This window comes from Ornithinibacillus sp. 4-3 (genome assembly GCF_040958695.1).
In the GTDB taxonomy this organism is placed as follows: Bacteria; Bacillota; Bacilli; order Bacillales; family Amphibacillaceae; genus CALAMD01.
The window spans coordinates 154,911-174,588 of sequence record NZ_CP162599.1 but is presented as its reverse complement, the minus strand read 5'-3'; the positions used below and the strand labels follow the sequence as shown (position 1 = coordinate 174,588).

17 protein-coding genes and 1 pseudogene are annotated in these 19,678 nt (G+C 35.0%); 5 read left to right on the top strand and 13 right to left on the bottom strand.

The genetic code is table 11. The features are described from left to right. Positions 1 to 4: 4 nt before the first annotated feature. From AB4Y30_RS00920 to AB4Y30_RS00910, 3 genes are all read right to left on the bottom strand, one after another. Positions 5 to 1,666 (bottom strand): peptide ABC transporter substrate-binding protein, encoded by a 1,662-nt coding sequence (locus tag AB4Y30_RS00920; protein ID WP_368653659.1) that lies wholly within the window; start codon positions 1,664 to 1,666, stop codon positions 5 to 7. Between the two features lie 431 nt (positions 1,667 to 2,097). Then, positions 2,098 to 3,726 (bottom strand): M20/M25/M40 family metallo-hydrolase, encoded by a 1,629-nt coding sequence (locus AB4Y30_RS00915; RefSeq protein ID WP_368653658.1) that lies wholly within the window; start codon positions 3,724 to 3,726, stop codon positions 2,098 to 2,100. A 227-nt stretch (positions 3,727 to 3,953) separates the two neighbouring features. After that, the gene (locus AB4Y30_RS00910; protein WP_368653657.1) at positions 3,954 to 4,826 is read right to left on the bottom strand and encodes a dimethylarginine dimethylaminohydrolase family protein; all 873 of its coding nucleotides are present in this window, start codon (positions 4,824 to 4,826) and stop codon (positions 3,954 to 3,956) included. A 157-nt stretch (positions 4,827 to 4,983) separates the two neighbouring features. On the opposite strand from AB4Y30_RS00910, the gene AB4Y30_RS00905 reads away from it, so the two are divergent. Further along, positions 4,984 to 5,718 (top strand): IclR family transcriptional regulator, encoded by a 735-nt coding sequence (locus AB4Y30_RS00905; protein WP_368653656.1) that lies wholly within the window; start codon positions 4,984 to 4,986, stop codon positions 5,716 to 5,718. 284 nt (positions 5,719 to 6,002) lie between these two features. Here AB4Y30_RS00905 and AB4Y30_RS00900 read toward each other — a convergent pair whose 3' ends face one another. Beyond that, a complete protein-coding gene (locus tag AB4Y30_RS00900; protein ID WP_368653655.1) occupies positions 6,003 to 6,830 on the bottom strand; it encodes a pyruvate, water dikinase regulatory protein in 828 nt (275 codons plus the stop codon). A 12-nt stretch (positions 6,831 to 6,842) separates the two neighbouring features. After that, positions 6,843 to 7,472, bottom strand: a complete 630-nt coding sequence (locus tag AB4Y30_RS00895; RefSeq protein WP_368653654.1) for a CBS domain-containing protein — start codon at positions 7,470 to 7,472, stop codon at positions 6,843 to 6,845. A 185-nt stretch (positions 7,473 to 7,657) separates the two neighbouring features. On the opposite strand from AB4Y30_RS00895, the gene ppdK reads away from it, so the two are divergent. Continuing rightward, positions 7,658 to 10,267, top strand: a complete 2,610-nt coding sequence (gene ppdK / locus AB4Y30_RS00890) for a pyruvate, phosphate dikinase (protein ID WP_368653653.1) — start codon at positions 7,658 to 7,660, stop codon at positions 10,265 to 10,267. A 237-nt stretch (positions 10,268 to 10,504) separates the two neighbouring features. Here ppdK and AB4Y30_RS00885 read toward each other — a convergent pair whose 3' ends face one another. Together AB4Y30_RS00885 and AB4Y30_RS00880 are read right to left on the bottom strand one after the other, a co-directional pair. Further along, positions 10,505 to 11,278, bottom strand: coding sequence for an acetoin reductase (locus tag AB4Y30_RS00885; protein WP_368653652.1), 774 nt, complete (start codon positions 11,276 to 11,278; stop codon positions 10,505 to 10,507). 262 nt (positions 11,279 to 11,540) lie between these two features. After that, positions 11,541 to 12,251, bottom strand: a complete 711-nt coding sequence (locus AB4Y30_RS00880) for an MOSC domain-containing protein (RefSeq protein ID WP_368653651.1) — start codon at positions 12,249 to 12,251, stop codon at positions 11,541 to 11,543. Between the two features lie 368 nt (positions 12,252 to 12,619). On the opposite strand from AB4Y30_RS00880, the gene AB4Y30_RS00875 reads away from it, so the two are divergent. Further along, positions 12,620 to 13,516: a LysR family transcriptional regulator gene (locus AB4Y30_RS00875; RefSeq protein ID WP_368653650.1), complete on the top strand. Its 897-nt coding sequence runs from the start codon at positions 12,620 to 12,622 to the stop codon at positions 13,514 to 13,516. Positions 13,517 to 13,592: 76 nt separating this feature from the next. On the opposite strand, the gene AB4Y30_RS00870 is transcribed toward AB4Y30_RS00875, so the two are convergent. Both AB4Y30_RS00870 and AB4Y30_RS00865 read right to left on the bottom strand, forming a co-directional pair. Next, positions 13,593 to 13,829 carry a glutaredoxin family protein gene (locus tag AB4Y30_RS00870; protein ID WP_368653649.1) on the bottom strand — a complete coding sequence of 79 codons (237 nt, stop codon included), beginning with the start codon at positions 13,827 to 13,829 and terminating at the stop codon, positions 13,593 to 13,595. A gap of 182 nt (positions 13,830 to 14,011) precedes the next feature. Continuing rightward, positions 14,012 to 14,104, bottom strand: a pseudogene (locus AB4Y30_RS00865) (alpha/beta hydrolase); the annotation flags it as partial. Between the two features lie 215 nt (positions 14,105 to 14,319). Here AB4Y30_RS00865 and AB4Y30_RS00860 point away from each other — a divergent pair. After that, positions 14,320 to 14,763 (top strand): MarR family winged helix-turn-helix transcriptional regulator, encoded by a 444-nt coding sequence (locus AB4Y30_RS00860; RefSeq protein WP_368653648.1) that lies wholly within the window; start codon positions 14,320 to 14,322, stop codon positions 14,761 to 14,763. Beyond that, the gene (locus AB4Y30_RS00855; protein ID WP_368653647.1) at positions 14,756 to 15,460 is read left to right on the top strand and encodes a CPBP family glutamic-type intramembrane protease; all 705 of its coding nucleotides are present in this window, start codon (positions 14,756 to 14,758) and stop codon (positions 15,458 to 15,460) included. Before AB4Y30_RS00860 ends, AB4Y30_RS00855 begins: the two co-directional genes overlap by 8 nt. Before the next feature lie 433 nt (positions 15,461 to 15,893). Here AB4Y30_RS00855 and AB4Y30_RS00850 read toward each other — a convergent pair whose 3' ends face one another. The 4 genes from AB4Y30_RS00850 to AB4Y30_RS00835 all read right to left on the bottom strand — a co-directional run bounded on the left by AB4Y30_RS00850 (position 15,894) and on the right by AB4Y30_RS00835 (position 19,281). Then, entirely contained in the window at positions 15,894 to 16,673 is a 780-nt protein-coding gene (locus tag AB4Y30_RS00850) for an alpha/beta fold hydrolase (RefSeq protein ID WP_368653646.1), read from the bottom strand. A gap of 570 nt (positions 16,674 to 17,243) precedes the next feature. Further along, positions 17,244 to 18,119 carry an NAD-dependent epimerase/dehydratase family protein gene (locus AB4Y30_RS00845; RefSeq protein WP_368653645.1) on the bottom strand — a complete coding sequence of 292 codons (876 nt, stop codon included), beginning with the start codon at positions 18,117 to 18,119 and terminating at the stop codon, positions 17,244 to 17,246. A gap of 152 nt (positions 18,120 to 18,271) precedes the next feature. After that, the gene (locus AB4Y30_RS00840; RefSeq protein WP_368653644.1) at positions 18,272 to 18,616 is read right to left on the bottom strand and encodes a DUF1992 domain-containing protein; all 345 of its coding nucleotides are present in this window, start codon (positions 18,614 to 18,616) and stop codon (positions 18,272 to 18,274) included. Positions 18,617 to 18,858: 242 nt separating this feature from the next. Further along, on the bottom strand, positions 18,859 to 19,281 hold the full coding sequence (locus AB4Y30_RS00835) for a DUF1801 domain-containing protein (protein ID WP_368653643.1): 423 nt from the start codon (positions 19,279 to 19,281) through the stop codon (positions 18,859 to 18,861). Positions 19,282 to 19,678 lie beyond the last annotated feature (397 nt).

Here is a 19,678-nt window from a genome sequence, read left to right as displayed (position 1 = left end):
TCAATTACTTCCCTTCAATATATGCCCAGCGTAAATCATAATCAGGAATAGTTGGATGATAAACTAGGTCTTTTACATATGGCTGCATTACAAGAGCACGTGAATTTTGGTACATTGGTGCGATTGCTTGATCTTCTTCAAATAAAATTTGTTCTGCTTCAAGTAGTAAATCATAACGCTTTTGTTCATCAAGCTCAACCCTGGCAGCATTAATTAGCTCATCTAAAGCTGGGTTTGAATAATCCATTCGGTTAAAGTTGGCACCTGTTTCCCACATACCTATATACTGCTGTGGCTCTGGGAAAGACGGTGTGTAGGTCGACATTGAAATATCATAGTCAATCGCTTTTTCCATATCTAAACGACTTTGGAATGGCTGAAGAACAATATTAATTGTAAGTCCTTCTAAATTGCTTTCCCATTGATCTTTCAAATATTCAGCTGTCGCACGATCATCTGTATCATCCGCTGTTAAAAGACCTAATTCAAGTGTGGATACACCCAGCTCCTCTAAAGCTGTTGCATAATAATCTTGTGCTTCCTCAAGTGTTCCGCCGAAGTCCCCATTAATATCACGGAATGTTTCCCCTGTTGGTCCAATATGAATATTAGGAACGATGTAATTCATTGGAATTGACCCATTTTTTAATACGATATCTGTTAAAGATTGTTTATCCCATCCCATATCAAGTGCACGACGTAAATTCACATTACTTAACGCTTCATGGTTATGGTTAAAACGTAAGAAACGAATCATCGCGGTTTGTTCTGTTGAAAAATTCTCATCAGATGAATAGTTGTCAATAAATGCTGCTGAAATTTCTACTAGATCACTATCCCCAGATTCATATAAGTTTACAGCTGTCGACTCTTCTTTGACAACGCTTACATTAACTTCCTCAAGCGTTACTTCATCCGCATTCCAATAAGTTTCATTTTTCTTAAATTGCCATCCTTGACCATGATTCCACTCAGAAATATAGAATGGCCCATTTGAAAGAACTTGATCTGCTTCTTGCCCATATTGATCACCCGCTGCCTCTTGGAACGCTTGGTTAATTGGTCCAAATGCTGGGAATGCTAGTGATTGTGTGAATGATGGATATGGTTCAGATAATGTTACGACAAGTGTCTTATCATCTGTCGCTTCAACTCCAAGCTCATCAGCATCGGCTTCTCCATCCATAATCGCTTGTGCATTAGCAATATTTGCATTCGCAAATGAATAAGCATAATATCCAACTTCTCCAACCATTCGCTTCCATGAGTATTCATAGTCATGTGCTGTTACTGGATCTCCGTTCGACCAAACATTATCACGAATCGTAAATGTATGAACTAAACCATCATCACTGATATCATGACTCTCAGCACCAGCTAATGCAGGTTGGTGATCCCTATCTATATAATATAATCCTTCTCTCGTATTTGCTATTGGCGTTAATACTCCATGCTCTTCTTTAATATCTAGAGAAGCAATCTCTGAGGTTGTTGTTAAATTAAGCACTTGTTCTGAATCAGCCTCAGCACTAGCAGGTTCTTCAGTACTATCATTTCCATCATCTGGCCCTTCAGCATCTTCACTTTCTTCTGGCCCTGAAAATCCACAAGCTGCTAATACAGTAAGCATTCCAACCAAAAGTAACAAAATCCACCTTTTCTTCAAAAAAACTCCCCCTTATTTCATATATTGAAATATTGTTCCAGAATTCAATTCACGTGCTATTTTAGCACAGTATTTTATTTTTTGCCAATTTAATTAATTCAAAATCATTAGTAAATTTTTATTAAAGATACACTACTTTTATGTATGTAGAAAAATAAAAATTAATGACTATTCACCTCATACAACCGCTTTTTAAATCTAATTAGTGAAGGGTGAAAAGGGTTTATCGATGTTTGATATTTTTTATTAAAAAATTCTCAAATGATGGAGTTTCTTAACATGAATTGGAGAAATGACAAAAATATTTAGATTTTGTCTTGTGTTAGATGTTTGATATTAAATGAGCTAATTATGCTTCTTTCGTTGTGATAAGTAATCTAGCGCACAAAAAAATACAGACATCTATTTTGTCTGTATTTTTTGATTCTCTGTCAGCGAATTTTTACCATATCTTTTCCATATATTTCAGCTATCATCCCAATCATCTCTTCTAAAATAATTGGTACTTCTTCAAACGCATTTCGCATATGCAATCGCTCTGTACGTTTATGTGCATCTTTTCCTAACGGTCCAACATTTAATACTGGTGCATTTAATTGTTTCATACTTTCAAATGGAATCGTATAGCTATTTCCCCAGACTGGCGTATTTTCCTCAAAAGAAGTCCATCCCTGACTAGATCCAGAATAGTTTACATAACTCAAATCACATAAACCATTAAAATAGTGTTTTCGTTCTATCGAAAGCCCAAATTTCTCTGCTGCTGTTTTAGATACAAAATCCGTACAAGTCTCAATTAATTCATTTCCTGTTGAATTAACTGCTGGATAATAAGGAGGTGCTAATAAAACAACGATTGCTGGACCTAATTCCTGACATTCGATCATCAATCTATCCGTTATGCGCAATGATTTTTCGCGATCATCCCATTCTTCATGAGCATGTACATCTTCTTTTATCTGCTCGATAAATTCAACTCCAAATTTGCGTATGGCGCAGTCTAGTAAATCCTTATAACGAATTACCTTTACTTCGCCAATTGGATTCATTTGCTGTTTTTGACAAATTTGCTGGTAGTCAACATTACATTTCTTCGCTGCAGTTTCAGCCACCTGTTCGAATAAATGAAACACCTCATTTGCATTCCGCTCCATCAAAAAAATATTATATAATGCTGCTGAGCGGTATGGTGTTTGCGTCGAGTATTCCATCTTTAGATCCTTTTGTTGCAAAGTCACTGGAAGAGGTGATGTTTCACTATAGGAAGTCTCTTGAAATAAATCATTAAATTCCATTTCTTGTGTCAGATAAGATGTTATATAAGGCGATGTTAAGCCGCTCAATGGTTTCCCTGCATGTGTTTCTTTTCCATAAATAAGAGCTGCAGGTAACATTTTCCCAATGGTACCAGTATACAAATAATGCTGATTTGATTCCTCTGTGAAAACTGGCTCACTGTTCAGGAATAATTTATAGGTTAAATTATAATTCTGTTGTAAAGTGATTAATGTTTCCACGGCACATCTCATCCCTGAAGAGTTAACTTCCTCGTCAGGAACAGTCAATAGCAATAAATTAATTGGCCATTTCTCCACACTTGCTTTTTCAATAAGAGACATATGAAGGACTAACCCCATTTTCATGTCCATCGTACCACGACCAAATAAGTATTCACCTGACTCCAAATCTTCTCGTGCATCCTGTGGCAATTCATTTTTCCGATCATGTAAAGCTTTTGTTATTTTTTCGGGCTGTGTTGCCAGTGGCTCAAGGTCTCCATATTCTTCTGTATTCACTGTATCAAAATGACTGATTAAACAGATGGTCTCCCTTGCTTCAGGATGTTTATAAAGGGCTGTTAAAAACTTCCTTCCTAAGTCAGCCTCATGAAGTGCCAGATAATTAGAATTCTCTTGAAAATAGGGAACTGCTTCCAGTTTCTTCTTCAGTTTTACTGGAAATTGACGTTCTCCTTCTGTTAATGTCATGCTTTTCCAACTGACAACTTCCAAAAGCAATTCCTTTAAACTTTCGGGGGTTCCCCATTTTCTCTCTATCATTATCCTGACCTCTTTCCCATCCTAAATTTCTCTTTATTGATAAAAAATTTTTCCTCGACAATTTAAAACATCGGGAATCGACATAAAACAAATCTGTTCATTGTGTCGAATTATAGCATCATGTTGAAAAAGTAATGTTTCGTGGCTATGCTTTCTTAAATCACTTATTGTCAGACCATTTAAGTAACTTCTTTCTATTGTACGATTATCTATTTAAACATTTTCTATCATACTCGCACAACAGGGCTTGTCAAACATGTAGGACCACCTGTTCCTTTATAGGAAATCTCCGTACCTTTATATTCATATACCGTAGCCCCTGCTTCTTCTAGTTTCCTTTTCGTTTCCTCATTACCAGCTGATATAACACAAACTCTTGGTGCCAATGCTAGTACATTACAGCCTAGATTATCATATTCTTCTTTGGAGACTTCAATCAATTGAATTCCACGCTCGATTAATAACTGTCTAAAAAATACAGGCATTAGACGGGAATGAACAACGGCCAAGTCTTTATCAACCATACTGATAAAGGACATTAGATGTAAACATTCTTCTTCGCCTTGATCATGTGGCAACTGCACAACAATAAACTCATCAACCATTCCCTCTGTCATTGCTCTTAGCTGCCTGATTGCTTCATCATTTGTACGATATCCTCGCCCAACTGCCAATGTCCGATCATCCAGCCACACAATATCTCCACCATCTGATACTGCACCACCGGAAAGTCTACCAATAACCGGGATATTTTTTTCTTCCAAAAATTTTTGAAAAACCTCTGCTTCAGGTTGTCTCAGCGCTTTTCCAGATTTTAATATAATTGCGCCTTCATTTGTAAACTTAACAGGGTCATGTGCATACAATGAATCAAGGCCTGTCTTATTAGATGCAGGCAAAAAATCTATTTGTTCGACATGTTCTTTTAAAATAGACAAAAATTGCTCATATTCTTGTATTGCCTCTTTATAATCTGGCTCTTCTATATAATTGAATGTTTTCCATTCATTGCTTAAATGTTCTTGACTAATAAAGGCATCTTTTGGATGCTTTACAATAACATGCTTCATTTTTTTAAACATGGAATTACTATAAGCCATCTTTCACCCTCCTTTTCCGTTTAACGGAAAACTTTTCTTTTTACAGGAAATATTAAAATGATTATAATAGCCTTAACAACCTATTGTCAATACTGGCTGATCTAAATTTTTAGATTACTATGAAGTATCAACAAATTAAATGAAGGGGATAGATTCGATGCAAACGATCGATCGGATAATGCAAATTACAGAAATATTATCATCTAGCGAGGAGAGAGAACTTTCTATATCAGTACTTTCCAAGCGATGCAACCTTCCACTCAGTACAATGCATAGGCTTTTAAACGGAATGATAAAACATGGATTAATTGAGCAAAATCAAGGGACAAAATTTTACCGACTAGGCAATACATGGCTAAAGTATGGTTTACAGCTATATGATAATTTGGATTTTAGCGAAGTAGTTCGCACTGAATTGGAAAAGTTGATGTATGAAACAGGAGAGACCGTTTATTTTAACAAGCCAGATGGCTTATCTGCCTTAATCATAGAACGGATAGATTCACAAAAACAAATTCGTATCTATGATCAGTTAGGTATACGGATTCCGATGAATATTGGGGCAGCAAACAAAGCAATGCTTGCGAATATGCCTAAATATCAAGCAGAGGAAATTATTAATGCTTTAGTAGAAATAAAGGAAAGAGAAGCATTCCAAAACCAATTGAATCTCATAAAACAGCAAGGATTTAGTGAGAGTCACAGCGAACGGACTCCTGGCACATCCTCTGTAGCTGCCCCCGTATTTAATCACTTGAATAAGGTGATAGGTGCAGTAAGTATTGGATTTGTTGATTTTAATCTTACGAAAGAGCGGTTGAATTATTTGGCAGAGCAAATTATGAAAACTGGAAGAAGTGTTTCTAGAAAGCTAGGGTATAGCAAAATATAAAAATTATTTTATAAAGCTTATCTAAGAAAGAGGTTGAGACAAAAGATTTTATTACTTAATTAATTCCGAACATAAATTGTGTAAATAACCGCTTCGGAAATATACTTCGCTTTTTGTGGGCTTGTCCTCAGCCTCCTTGGAAAAGAAATACACTTTTCCTGTGGGGTCTTCACACTTCGCTTTCCCACAGGAGTCTACGTATATTTCCTCCGCTTCATTTGAATATAGTTCGGATTTCAAGCTTTGTTTTTCCGTTTGTCCCAATCTCTTTGTTTATATTAAAACTAGCTTTGACCTAGCTCCTCAAAGCTTTTCAAATATTCCTCTACCATATAGGCTGTTTCCTCGATTGACTTGTCTGTAACGTCTATTACATAAGCACCGTATTCTTTAAATACTTGTTTTGAATACTCTAATTCAGCATAAATTTTTTCTAAGTTTGTATAGCTGGAAGTATGATTCAATCCTAAAGAATCTAAACGATTACTTCTAATTCTAGATAGATTATCTGGATGACAAATTAAACCAATAATTCTTTTTCTATCTACCTCTGCTAAAACTTGAGGTAAAGGAACCTCGGGAATTAGCGGGAGATTTGAAACTTTATGTCCTCTATTTGCCAAATACATACTTAGCGGGGTTTTTGAAGTACGGGAAACTCCTAGTATGACTATATCTGAATCTAGAAATCCTTGGGGGTTCTTGCCATCATCATACTTCACCGCAAATTCAATAGCCGCTATTTTATTAAAATACTCCGTATCTAACTTATGTACAGTACCTGGTTTTTCTATTGGATTAGCTCCTGTCATGGATCTAATAATGTCGAAAAAGGGACTCATTAAATCCAGATAGAGTAAATGATTTTGACTGCTAAATTTTCTTGCTGCCTCTGCCAATTCATTATTCACTAATGTACTTATAACAAGCGCCTTATCATTCAGCGCATCCCGTAAAATTCCAAGTAACTCTTCCTCTTTGTTCACAAAAGGGAATTTATAGCTAATATTAAAGGTTAAATCTGGATATTGTGCTAATACAGCTGATAAAAATTTTTGCGAAGTTTCCCCTAGTGAATCAGAAATGGTGTAAATAACGATTTCATTTCTCATAATTAGTCCCCTTTATCTATTTAATTCTACATTTCTAGCTTGTTGAGTAATAAAATTTAACACTCTAGTTTTAGTAATTTTACCAATTACCTGTCTATCATTGGTCTCATCAACTACCGGCAATGAATCTACCTCAAAATCTTGAAGAATACTAGCCGCTTCTAAAATATCCATATCCTTAGAACAAGTTTTAATATGAGGTACTCGAGTCATACAGACAGCTACAGGTGTATTATCAATATTCGTATTCAATGATGCTCTTAATAAGTCTTTACGAGATAAAACTCCGACTAAAAGCTTCTCTTCATCTGTAACATATAGAGAACCTACATCATACATAAATAAGGTCGTAATTGCATCTCTAATGGAAGTATTATTATTAATCAGTAAAGGTGGCATCATCACTTCATTGACTTTTGTACTAAATGTTTTGAAAAAAAATAAAGCTTCTAAATCCGCTCCAGTATATGTATAACCAATTTTAGGTGTAGCTTGTAGGATTCCAGCAAGCGTTAAAAAGGATAAATCAGATCTCAATGTTGCTCTTGATACATCTAATAATTTCGAAATTTTTTCACCACTAACTGGTTGATGTTCTTTGACTATCTCTATTATGTGCTCTTGCCTTTCACTCAGCTTCATTATTTCCTCCTCAAATATAATGAAATTCTTATATCATTATGCGTTTTATTATACATATATAAGATAATTATTCAATAACATGTCTTATATATGACGTATCATTTATGATATTGACAAATATATTATGTCATATTAAGATTAAATCAGTTAAATGTGACACATATTTAAAAAATAGGAGGCATTATATGACAAAGTTAGTTTACTTTTTTGAAGAAGGTCGCAGTGATGAGAAAGAACTTCTAGGAGGTAAAGGTGCAAATTTGGCTGAAATGACTAATCTTGGTTTACCAGTTCCACCGGGATTTACCATAACTACTGAAAGCTGTATGAACTATTTAAAAACGCCTTCCTTTTTCGATTCAGATTTAAAAGATGAAATTTTAAAAGCAATTGATAAACTAGAAAATCAAACGGGAAAATCCTTCACGAAAAATGAAAATCTTTTACTCGTTTCTGTTCGAAGTGGTGCTGCCTCCTCCATGCCTGGTATGATGGATACCATTTTGAACCTAGGGCTAAATGATTCTAGAGTGCAATCTTTAGCTAAACTAACTAGCACAGCATTTGCCTATGACTGTTACCGTCGGTTATTACAAATGTTTGGCGATGTTGTTTATGATATTAATAAGGAAAAATATAATTTATTGCTTCAGAAAATGGAAATACAGTTGGATAAACAAGTTGATTATTTTGAAGTGGATGAACACCAACAATTAATTGAAGCTTATAAACAACTATATGCAGAAAATAATATTGTTTTTCCACAAAATCCGATAGATCAATTAACAGAAGCAACTAAAGCTGTTTTTAAATCATGGAATAATCAACGAGCAAAGGTTTATCGTGAATTGCATGATATTCCTCATCATTTAGGAACTGCTGTAAACATTCAATCCATGGTTTTTGGTAATAGTGGTAATACCAGTGGTACTGGAGTAGTATTCACTAGAAATCCAGCTACTGGAGAGAATAAAATGTTCGGTGAGTTTTTAATTAATGCCCAAGGTGAAGATGTAGTTGCTGGAATTCGGACACCAGAACCAATCGAAGTATTAAATGACATACTCCCTGAAGCCTATACTGACTTTGTCAAATATGCCAATATTCTAGAGAAGCACTATAAAGATATGCAAGATATCGAATTTACGATTGAAAATGGTAAATTATTTATTCTTCAAACTAGAAATGGGAAACGTACGGCTAAAGCTACTTTAAAAACCGCGTTAGATTTAGTAGAAGAAAAACTTATTTCTAAAAAAGAAGCCCTTTTACGTGTTACACCAGATACCATTGATCAATTAATTCATCCTATCTTCGATGCTACAAAAGTTGAAAATGCTCCATTATTAGCACAAGGATTGCCTGCTAGCCCAGGTGCAGCTACAGGTGAAATTGTTTTTACTGCTGAAAAGGCAAAGGAATATCATAATCTCGGTAAAAAAGTAATTTTAGTACGTCAAGAAACTTCTCCAGAAGATATCGAAGGAATGATTGTTAGTGAGGCTATTGTTACTAGCCGCGGAGGCATGACATCTCATGCTGCTGTAGTTGCTCGTGGAATGGGAACTTGTTGTATAACAGGTTGTGAAGCCTTTTCTGTTAATGAAGAAGCAAAAACAATTATTTGCGGAGATCAGAAATTAACTGAGGGAGATATTATCTCTGTTGATGGAAGTGCTGGAAATGTATATTTAGGTAGTATTCCAACCGTAATTGCCGACAATGATCAGAACCTTCAAGTATTACTTACTTGGGCGGATGAATTTGCTACATTAAAGGTGAGAGCAAATGCTGAAACACCTCAAGATTTAGCAACTGCTATGGAATTTGGAGCAACTGGTATTGGTTTAGCTAGAACGGAGCATATGTTTTTTGGAGAAGAACGAGTTCTAGAAATGAGACGTTTAATTTTAGCAAAGAATGAAGGCGAAATGAAACTAGCGTTAGAACGATTACTTGCCTTTCAACAGGATGATTTTTATCAAATGTTCCAAACGGTTCAAGACAAACCACTAGTTATTCGTTTACTTGATCCACCAATGCATGAATTCTTACCGCATGAGACAACTGAAATGGAACAATTAGCTAAAAAACTAGATAAGCCTGCTTCTGCTATCAAAAAACAAATTGAGCAACTTCAGGAAACGAACCCTATGCTAGGCCATCGCGGATGTCGATTAGGAATCACCGAACCACAAATTTACCAAATGCAGGTAGAAGCTATTTTTAATAGTGTTATCCAATTAACACAAGAAGGACATAACATTGTTCCTGAAATCATGATTCCCTTAATTGCTGAGGAATCAGAGTTAACCTTTTTAAAAGACATGTTAATCGATAAGATTGAGGCAGTATTCCAACAACATGAAATGGAGCCTATTTCTTATGAAATTGGCACAATGATTGAATTACCTCGAACTTGTCTAATTGCAGACCAGCTTGCTAAAAATGCTGATTTCTTTAGCTTTGGAACAAATGACTTAACCCAAATGACATATGGCTTTTCAAGAGATGATATTGGAAAATTCATTAATACTTATAAGGAAAAAGATATTATCACACAAGACCCCTTTCAAACGCTTGATCAAAACGGCGTAGGGGAATTAATTAAAATAGCGGTCCAAAAAGCTCGAGAAACAAAAGAAAATATATTGATTGGTATTTGCGGGGAAGTAGGTGGAGATCCAAAATCAATCCCATTCTTCCAAAAAATTGGTATTGATTATGTCTCTTGCTCACCATATCGAATTCCAGCTGCACGCTTAGCTGTAGCGCAGGCGAGTATTGAAAGCTAGGATGTTTGAGTAGATGATGAAGGAAGTCAATGAATACATCTTTTACTAAAAATGACAGGCATTTATTCCCCATCTGTAAAGCCGTGCATCTAAAAGATAAATACTACAAAAGAGCCATTCAAAGTTGGAAATCAACTTTGAATGGCTCTTTTATATATATATAACTTTTTTTCAATAAGATTTGGCCAAACTTCCTCTGTAGAAGAGAAGACTTTAGTAAAGCTATGAAGCGAGTTATTATCTATATACTAAACCACCGTCTGTTACAATCGCTTGACCAGTAATATAATCAGAGTCATCAGACGCTAGGAAAGAAACTAGATCAGCAACATCTTTAGGTGTTTGAAATCGTTTCAAGGCAATTCCTGCAGAAAATTGCTCAAAAGCTTCGCCTGGCTTTAAATCATCGCTGTATTTAACCATTTCTTCGTCAATTCTATCCCACATTTTTGTTTTTGCAACACCAGGACAATATGCATTTACTGTTATTTTATGCTTAGCAAATTCTTTAGCAGCTGAATGTGTGAAAGATTTTACAGCATGCTTCGTTGCAGAATATGTGCCTAGCATTTCATATGATTCATGACCAGCGATACTACAAGCATTAATTATCTTTCCTTTTGTTTCCTGCTTGATAAACTGCTCAGCTGCCGCTTGTGTACCATAGACTACACCATTCACATTAATTTTAAATAATCGTTCAAGCTGTTCTTCCGTGATTTTCAGAATTGGAGAAACTGCTTCTATACCTGCATTGTTTACCAATACATCTACATGACCAAACTCATCCACTGCTGCTTTAACTAAATTAAATTGGTCTTCTCGGATAGATACATCACCTTTGACACCGATAACTTCAAAGTTTTTTTCTTTGAATTCTGCAACTGTTTCATTAAGCAATGCTTCATTTATATCATGTAATACCACTTTAAAACCATCTGTGCATAATCTCTCTGCTATGCCTTTCCCCAAACCTCCAGCAGAACCAGTAACAATAGCTACTTTATTCATCATCATTCTCCTTTTTGTTAAATAGATACTTCTTTTGTATATAGGATTATTGTTCTTAAGTAGTTTGCTTATAAATCCTATAATTACACTTACTTTTTCTCAAATCCGAAGATCTATTCCTCTTCTTGAAAATAGAATGATGAAGAATTGCATCTTTTAATGCATGTTGAAAGTGGAATGATATATTAGTAGTGATCATATTATGGCAATTAAATCTATATTTCACTGCGACACACTTTAAGAATGTCTGCCACCATTACGGTTATTCATTTGGACCGATTACCCGATTACGAATATCTAACTTGTCCCCAACCTGTGCTCGTTTGCTTAAAGTATTACGCCAGTTAGGTGCAAGAAGTTCACAAGCAGCAAGTCTAGCTGCTAATTCCAAATCATGTTTTTGGTTATGCATAATATCATTACATCTAGCTACTGTCCATTCAGAAAAAGGCCTTTCTCGAAGTCGAAGATAATCTCCTGCTTGAATTTCACCTTCTTTAAGAACACGAAAATACCAGCCTGTCATGCCTTGTTGTTGTATTTGTAAAGCTAAGTCTTTAACCTTCCAGCGCCTCGCTGGCTTCCAACAAGGTTGTCTAGGTTGTGAAACTTGTACGATAGCTTCACCGATATGGAAAATATCACCGATACACAGGTCGGCTTCAGTAATGTGTTTAACAGCTAAGTTTTCACCAAAAGCACCAATAGTAAAGTCGTTTTTTTGCAGCTTCTTTTGCCAATAATCATAATGAGAGATAGGATAGACAAATATTGCTTTTTCTGGTCCTCCATGATGTTTGAGGTCGGCTTGCCCATCCCCATGAATATTTGTTTTTCCCGCCCAAACCTTACCTTGGACAGCTTCCTTCACAATCGCACTAGTCCACTCACGGTCCATTGGTTGTTTTGCTTCTTTTTGCCCATAAGATTTTGGCTTACCAACCATTATTTTTTCTATGATAGGTTGACTCATCAATATCAAACTCCTTTTGGTTAAAGTACTAGAGATGAACTACTAATTTTTCCAAGCTATATTAAAATATTTTATGGACTCAACTTTCGTCCACAGAAATGGAATAGCATGATTATATCCTTCCTTTTTACTAGAAGCATGTCTCCTGTGTAACCTTCCAAGTTACTTTCACAATGAATAGACTGCTCACAGTAAACTAAGTATTCCTTCTTAATTGGAGAAAGAATTTGTGTAACAAACCTAAAAGCCCGCCCTAGCTATAAACTTGTTCCATTCCCCTTCTCTTGATTCTATTAGATATTGTTATAGATTAGTATATAATAATAGAATATGCCTATTATTTAGAAGTAAATTCAGGAGGAAGCCAAATGGAACTAAGGCAATTGGAATATTTTATGACTTTATGTGAAGAACTACATTTTACTCGTGCTGCCGAAAAGCTTGGCATCGCCCAGCCCTCTCTAAGTCAACAAATTCGCTTGCTAGAGCATGAGGTGGGTATGCCCTTGTTTGATCGCATTGGTAAGAAAAACGCGCTCACAGAAGCAGGAAAAATATTGCTACATCATAGCTACAATGTGGTTCATGAACTTTCACAGGCAAGTGCGGCGATTAGCGAACTGCAAGGACTAAAGAGAGGCACACTGAAAATTGGTGCACTTCTAACGGTTATTAATTACTTGCTTCCCCCCACTGTTATCGGATTTCAGCATGATTATCCCAATGTAGAGCTCTCTGTGCATGGGCTACGGACTGGTGATATTTACAAAGGGCTACTACAAAATGAACTTGATTTGGGTATTGTATTTTTACCTATGGAGCATGAAGACCTGGAAGTGATTCCGCTCTATAAAGAAAATCTTGCTTTGGCAGCACCTATCGGTCATCCCATTGCGGAAGAAGCATTTGTAACACCTTATATTCTCAAAGATACGCCTTCTGTCTTATTACCTGACACCTATTTCTTGCGACAAGTGATTAATGAGCAGTGTCGTTCCATGGGTTTCACTCCCCAGCCTTTACTAGAAATAACGACAATGGAAACAATCATCAATATGGTTAGCGAGGGCGTTGGCATCACGATATTACCAAAAGCTTACTTAGATTATCTTGATCATCCACAAATTCAAACGATTCCGATTCAAGATCCGGTAATTACCACTCAGATTGGTATCATTTATCGAAAGAATAAATACTTATGTGCAGCTAGTCGTGTCTTTATGGAACAATTGATTACAACAGTCAAGGGTAAAAGCTTTAGTTAGGCATCTAAGCGTATCGTAAAGGTATAATATAAATCTAAAACAAGAGAAGGCGCTCAGGAGCACCTTCTTTTTGATATTATCCTTTAACCTCATCTAGACTCGCGCCATAATTGATATGATATACATTTTCGCCAATTAATAATGCTGGAACGGATTTCACACCCGCCTTCTCCGCTTCTTCAATTCGATTTTGATCTGTACCAAGATGCACGATTTCTATAGTAATTTTTGATTTGTCAAGATAGTCAAGAACTACTTGCTCCGCATCCACACAAACTGGACATCCTGCATGATAAAAAACAGCTTTTGTCATTCAAATCATCTCCTTAAAATTTTGTAGTATTAATACTTAATTTTATTATAGGAGCAACCGCGAAGCGTAAACAATATCATATTCCCTATCGTTATCATAGGAAAATCAAATAAGTGTGTATATTAGGCTTAGATGATTACTTGTATCAATAAAAAGGATATATTAAATGGAGAATGCCTAAACTAAATAAATTGTGTCAATAGTTGATTAAACTTATCATGTTCTTCCCAAGAAGGCCCATGACCACTATATTGAAAAGGAACAAGCTGTGAATTATCGGATATGTCCCATCAAGATTATCAAAGAACTTGTTCATGATAGCAGTCTAACTGCAATGATCTTAGTACTCCTTTTGTATGGATACATCAATCTACAACAAAAAATACATCAGCTCTCTTGACAATTCAAGTACATGTTATTATAATTTATATACTTAAACAATTTATGTTAATAAACTGTTTAAGTATATAAATGCTAAGGGGTGAATAATTTGAACCAAGGTGATTTCATTAAAGAGGGTTTCTCATTATTTGATAAAATCAACCATCATTTAGTAATTAATTATTACTCTTTATTAGATATTGAACTCCCTCCAAAGCAGTTTATGGTACTCCATCTTATTCATGAGATTGAACCAGCAAAAGTTCAAGACATATCTCAAAAATTACAGCTATCAATAAGTTCAGTAAGTCAGCTTGTTAATAAATTAGAGCAAGGAAACTATGTCTCAAGAAGTATCAACCCACAAAATAGAAGGGAAATTTTGGTAAGAATCGACGGGAAAGGAAAGGAATTTTTTAAAAAATATGATGAAATGGATGACTTGGTTATAGAAAAGTATTATTCTAAATTATCCTTAAAAGAAACAAAGCAATTTAGGGATTTTGCCCAAAAATTGTATAATATCATTACTGAGGATTCTAATCATGTTTAATTGGGTAGTGTTTATAATTCTTGTTTCTATCTCTATCCCTGGTACAATTATTTCTTCCATTTTGCTTAATAATAAAACGACTTCGGGAAAAAGAGAAGCGCCCATTACTGTAGTTATTATTTTACAACTTGTATTCCTAAGTGTATTTGTAGCTTTGGGTGTCGCATTAATTAATAAAATAAGTCTTCATGCGGAGAATATCTATATTAGTAGTTGGATAGAAGCTACCTTAGTAGGTATTGGATGTTCAATTACACATATTTTAATCTATTATGTCTTCTATAAACCTCTTTTAGGTAAAGCTTTTTATAAGATTGAAAAACATAGAAATTCAATTGGCATCGTGAATCGAATACTATATGCAAGTGTAGTGGAAGAGCTAATCTTTCGTTGGGGAATAATGAGTTTATTACTTTGGGCAACACAATCTTTCCTAACAGAAGGAATATCGGTATGGATATCTATTGTTGTATCTAGTTTGATTTTTACACTAGCGCACTATCAAGGTTCCTCAGTAGCTGGAAAATCATTTACACTGTATAGTTACATCTTTATTGGTAATATGCTTGTAGGTATTATTTGTGGATGGCAATTTTATAATAATGGTATCCTTGCTGCGATACTAGTTCATATGTGCTTTCATTTAATCTTATATCCGTTTGAAATTAAATTTTTAAAAGGTGAACAGAATAAATGATTAAAATAAACTAAACTACATCCTTAGGATGGGACTTAAAATCTGCAGCGTTTTAGTTTTTGATTTTAAAAGAAAAAGATTTTCCTTCCATAAATATGGAAAAAGATAAAGTGATGATTTCTTCATCATAAAATTTGCTATCATACCAAATCCTTCTTCGATTCTACAAATTGATTTGACAATTGAGTAATATTGAAGTTGAAGTAAAAATGCCTAAATCCACTTTTTTTCGTGGAATTAGGCATTTTTTAACACAAAAACTCCGTTGCTAGGAAATAAAAATATTAAGGATCACTTTATCCAAATGATGGTGAGGAATTGTTTTATTGATTTCCCTATCATTATCATAGAAAAATCAAATAAGTATATATCTTGGGCTTAAGAGGATTACTTGTATGAATAAAAAGGATATATTAAATGGACAATGCCTAAACTAAATAAATTGTGTCAATAGTTGATTAAACTTATCACGTTCTTCCCAAAAAGGCCCATGACCACTATATTGAAAAGGAACAAGCCGTGAATTGCTTATTTTTTCATTTAGTGTTTCAGCTTGAGAAAATGGAATAACTTTATCATGGATACCGTGGATAATTAAAGTAGGAACATAAATTTTTGGAAGATCTGCATATAGTTGTTCATCCCTTAAGGTAGTTATAATAGCAGTTGTCGACCAACTTGCTGCTTGTAATCCCATTTGCAAAAACCAATTGGAAAATGACTTTGTTATATACTGAAAGAAAAAACTATCTATTACATTCTGTATCATTTTAGGTCGGTCATTTAAGACGTCTTTAAGAAAATTATTAGCCGTTTCTGTAGTAAATCCAGTTGGAGCAGCCGCATCAATTAAAATAAGCTTTGATACTCCGAAATTGTTATGACGGGACATATACCGAATGGCGATAGCTCCTCCAGTAGAGTGACCAACAAGCGTAAAGTTATTTAATTGGAGTGAAGCAACTATTCGACGGATATCATCTGCAAGTTTGTTAAATGTATAATCACCTATTGGTTTATCTGAATTTCCAAAGCCCCTCCAGTCAATACCAATACAACGATAACCCATAGCTGGAAGAACATTAAACTGATATTCAAACTGTTTATGGCTTAAAGGCCAGCCATGTAAAAATACGACCGTGTTATCCCCTCCTCGATTAATATCCTCTACATATAGATTCACCCCTGGCTCTACAGTAACAAAATATCCCATGAAGATTCCTCCCCAGTTAATATCATTCTAATAATAAAGATATTCATTTTGGTTAATATAGATGAGTACCTAGCTCAGTTAAGGAGTTAGAGAACTATACTTTTATAAGATATGTGCTGGTTCATTTTTTTGAGTTTTCTCTGTCGGGATAGATGTACAAGACAACTCTTTTTTGAAGAAATATATAATAAATAACCTAATAGGAAATTGATAGCACAGTAAGCTATGTGATTAAATATGTAGGAATCCAGAGTTTACCATTTTCAATAGTGAATCATTCAAAGTGATGATAAAAGTATTATGAAATAACGAAAAGCTCAATTTCCCTATCTTATTTATAGAGAAATTGAGCCTTTTAACGCTGAAACATTTTAATATTGTAAATAAGATTTACTGACAGTACCTCATCTAGCATAATTGTAACCTCTACTGCTTCAGGGTAATTCTTCTTCTTTGGCTAACATCACAGAATTAGAATTCAATCTAATCAGTGAAGGTAAAAAATCAGAGTTACGATCTGCTAGACAAAAGCACAGAGAGATTATCCTGATACTAAAAATGATTCATTCATTATTTTTTGATGTTATTAGATGAACTTAAGCTCGCCCTGAATCCGTCATACCAGGTCGGGAAAATGGGTTCCCATCCATACTCCTGCCGTGCTTTAGCATTGGAAGCACCACGCTCACCACGGTTGCTGCTCGCCTGGACTTTAGGTTCAGGAGCACCAATTAATGAAGCATAGTATGGGAGCCATACCGTTCCAGGAACTGGCTCATCATCTACTATGTTGACCGCCCCATTTGGCCACTCTAGTGCAGCGAGGGTAGCTCGTGCAGCATCTGCAATATGTAAAAATGACATTATGCCGTCAGTAGCCTTCATTTCTTGATTACGAACCTTCTCTGCAATCATTCCCGATGGATCATACCAAGTGGATGGTCCGTAAAGCATTCCGAATCGAAGAATAACGAACTCTTCCATTTCGGAAACAGCATTCTCTAGAGCTACCGCTCCATCAATAGTTGTTTTTCGTGGCTCCGGTGCCTTAACATCTAAGAGGCTCTCTTCAGTTGCCGGATAACTGTCTGGCTCATATGCCCAAGAAATACTTTGAGCAATCATCCGCTTCACTCCAACAGTTCGGGATGCATCAACAAGATTTCTTGTCCCTAAGTTTCTAATTTTCGCATTGTCTTCCAAATTATATTTACTTAATGAGGTGAGTTGATGGATAACAATCTCAGGACGCACTTCACGAAAAGCCGAAATTACAGCATCACGATCGAAAACATCCACTACCACAGGAGTAGCACCTATTTCCTGAATAAGGCCTTTAGACGCTGTATTATGAGTCATTCCAAATACTTCATGTCCCTCCTTTACCAACAAAGGAATTAATAAACGGCCAATAACACCACTTGCACCAGCAACAAAAATTCTCAAAGTTCTATTCTACCTCCGTTCCAGCTATCTTACGAAAAATCCAGCCGAAAGTATTTCTAAACCCAAATCAAATCTTTGTTCCCGATTAGGATTTGTTAAGAAATGTGACAGGCAAGCCATCTAAGGAAGCTACACTGCCTCACGATTTTCACCTAATTTGATTCCCAGCTTTTTTTAGATTTCTCTAAATTAGATAGGCTTACTAAATTTTTTTGTAATGGGGTAGGGCACATGCGATTATATTTTTTAACTTTCTTATTAATTTCTTCTATATCAATTTCTGTTTCAACCTCATCCAATAAAGCCGCTATTTCTTTTTGTAGCTTCAACCACGGTGGTAAAAATCCAGCATCCTTTACTATTTTTTGAAAGTGTTGAAATGTATCCTTTTGCGTATAATCTTTAGGAAGTGGTTTACCCATTCCCGGGAGATTTTGTAAATCCGTATTACTTTCCTTAATTCTTTCGCCTACAATATCCCTATATTTCCTTTCCATTCTTCTCTCCCCTTTCCTTTATACTGCAATATGATCTCGTAAATTATAATCTTCGGGTTTATTTTAACATATAAAAAGGATGATTCATTTGCGCCACGCGATATGAAGATTTTACTTTTTCTTTATAGTGTCTAACAATAATTTTTCGATATAAGTTACCGATTAAGATGATCATTACCCTACTTTAACGATACTTACTGCTTCAAAAAGTAGAACGTAAATTTAGATTCATGGTAAAAACCTTATTCATTTGGATAAAGCTTTCGATATTTCTCTACTGTATGTCTGATTAATTCCTTTAATACATAAGTGTCAATATCAGCTATTTTATTAACGTAAATACAAGCCTTACTCTTCGTATGTTTACCGAAGTTTTCCAATAATTTTTCTCTTTCTTCACTTTCATAATCCAAATAAAGACTAATTTTAGCCTTTCTTGGTGAGAAACCCACTAAAGGTGCATCTCCTTCATGACCTGATGCATACTTATAGTGATAGCTACCAAATCCTATAATACTAGGTCCCCACATTTTCGCATCATAACCAGTTACTTCTTCAAAAATCTCTAATAATTGATAGGCATCTGCTCTCTTCTTCTCACTTTCCACACTTTTAATAAATTCAATTACACTATTATCATTTTCTTTCATCTTTGGTTCATACATTTCTGGGTTCTCCTGTTCTTTGAATAATATATTAAATAACATTGTTGGATTCTAGAGTATAAGCCCTATTTCCTGCAAAAATCATTTGCCACTTCTTGAAAACAAGAAATAAAGTGCCGCAGCTATAACTCCTAGATAATGAATTAAATTCTATTGCTTGTTGAAGGTTCTTCTTTATATTAACTAGAATTGATGACAAAGCAATCTTCCATAAGATGCGAATACTTTAAATCTGTTAAATTATTTATAACATTTTATCACGATTAAGTAGAGGGAAAAGCTAGGTGACAGGCCAGCATAAATCAGCCTTGCCAATCTTAGAAGAAGCACGACATAAATCATATACACTATTAGTTTGGGGCATTTAATTTATCTGCAGATGAAGCAGACGCTTATT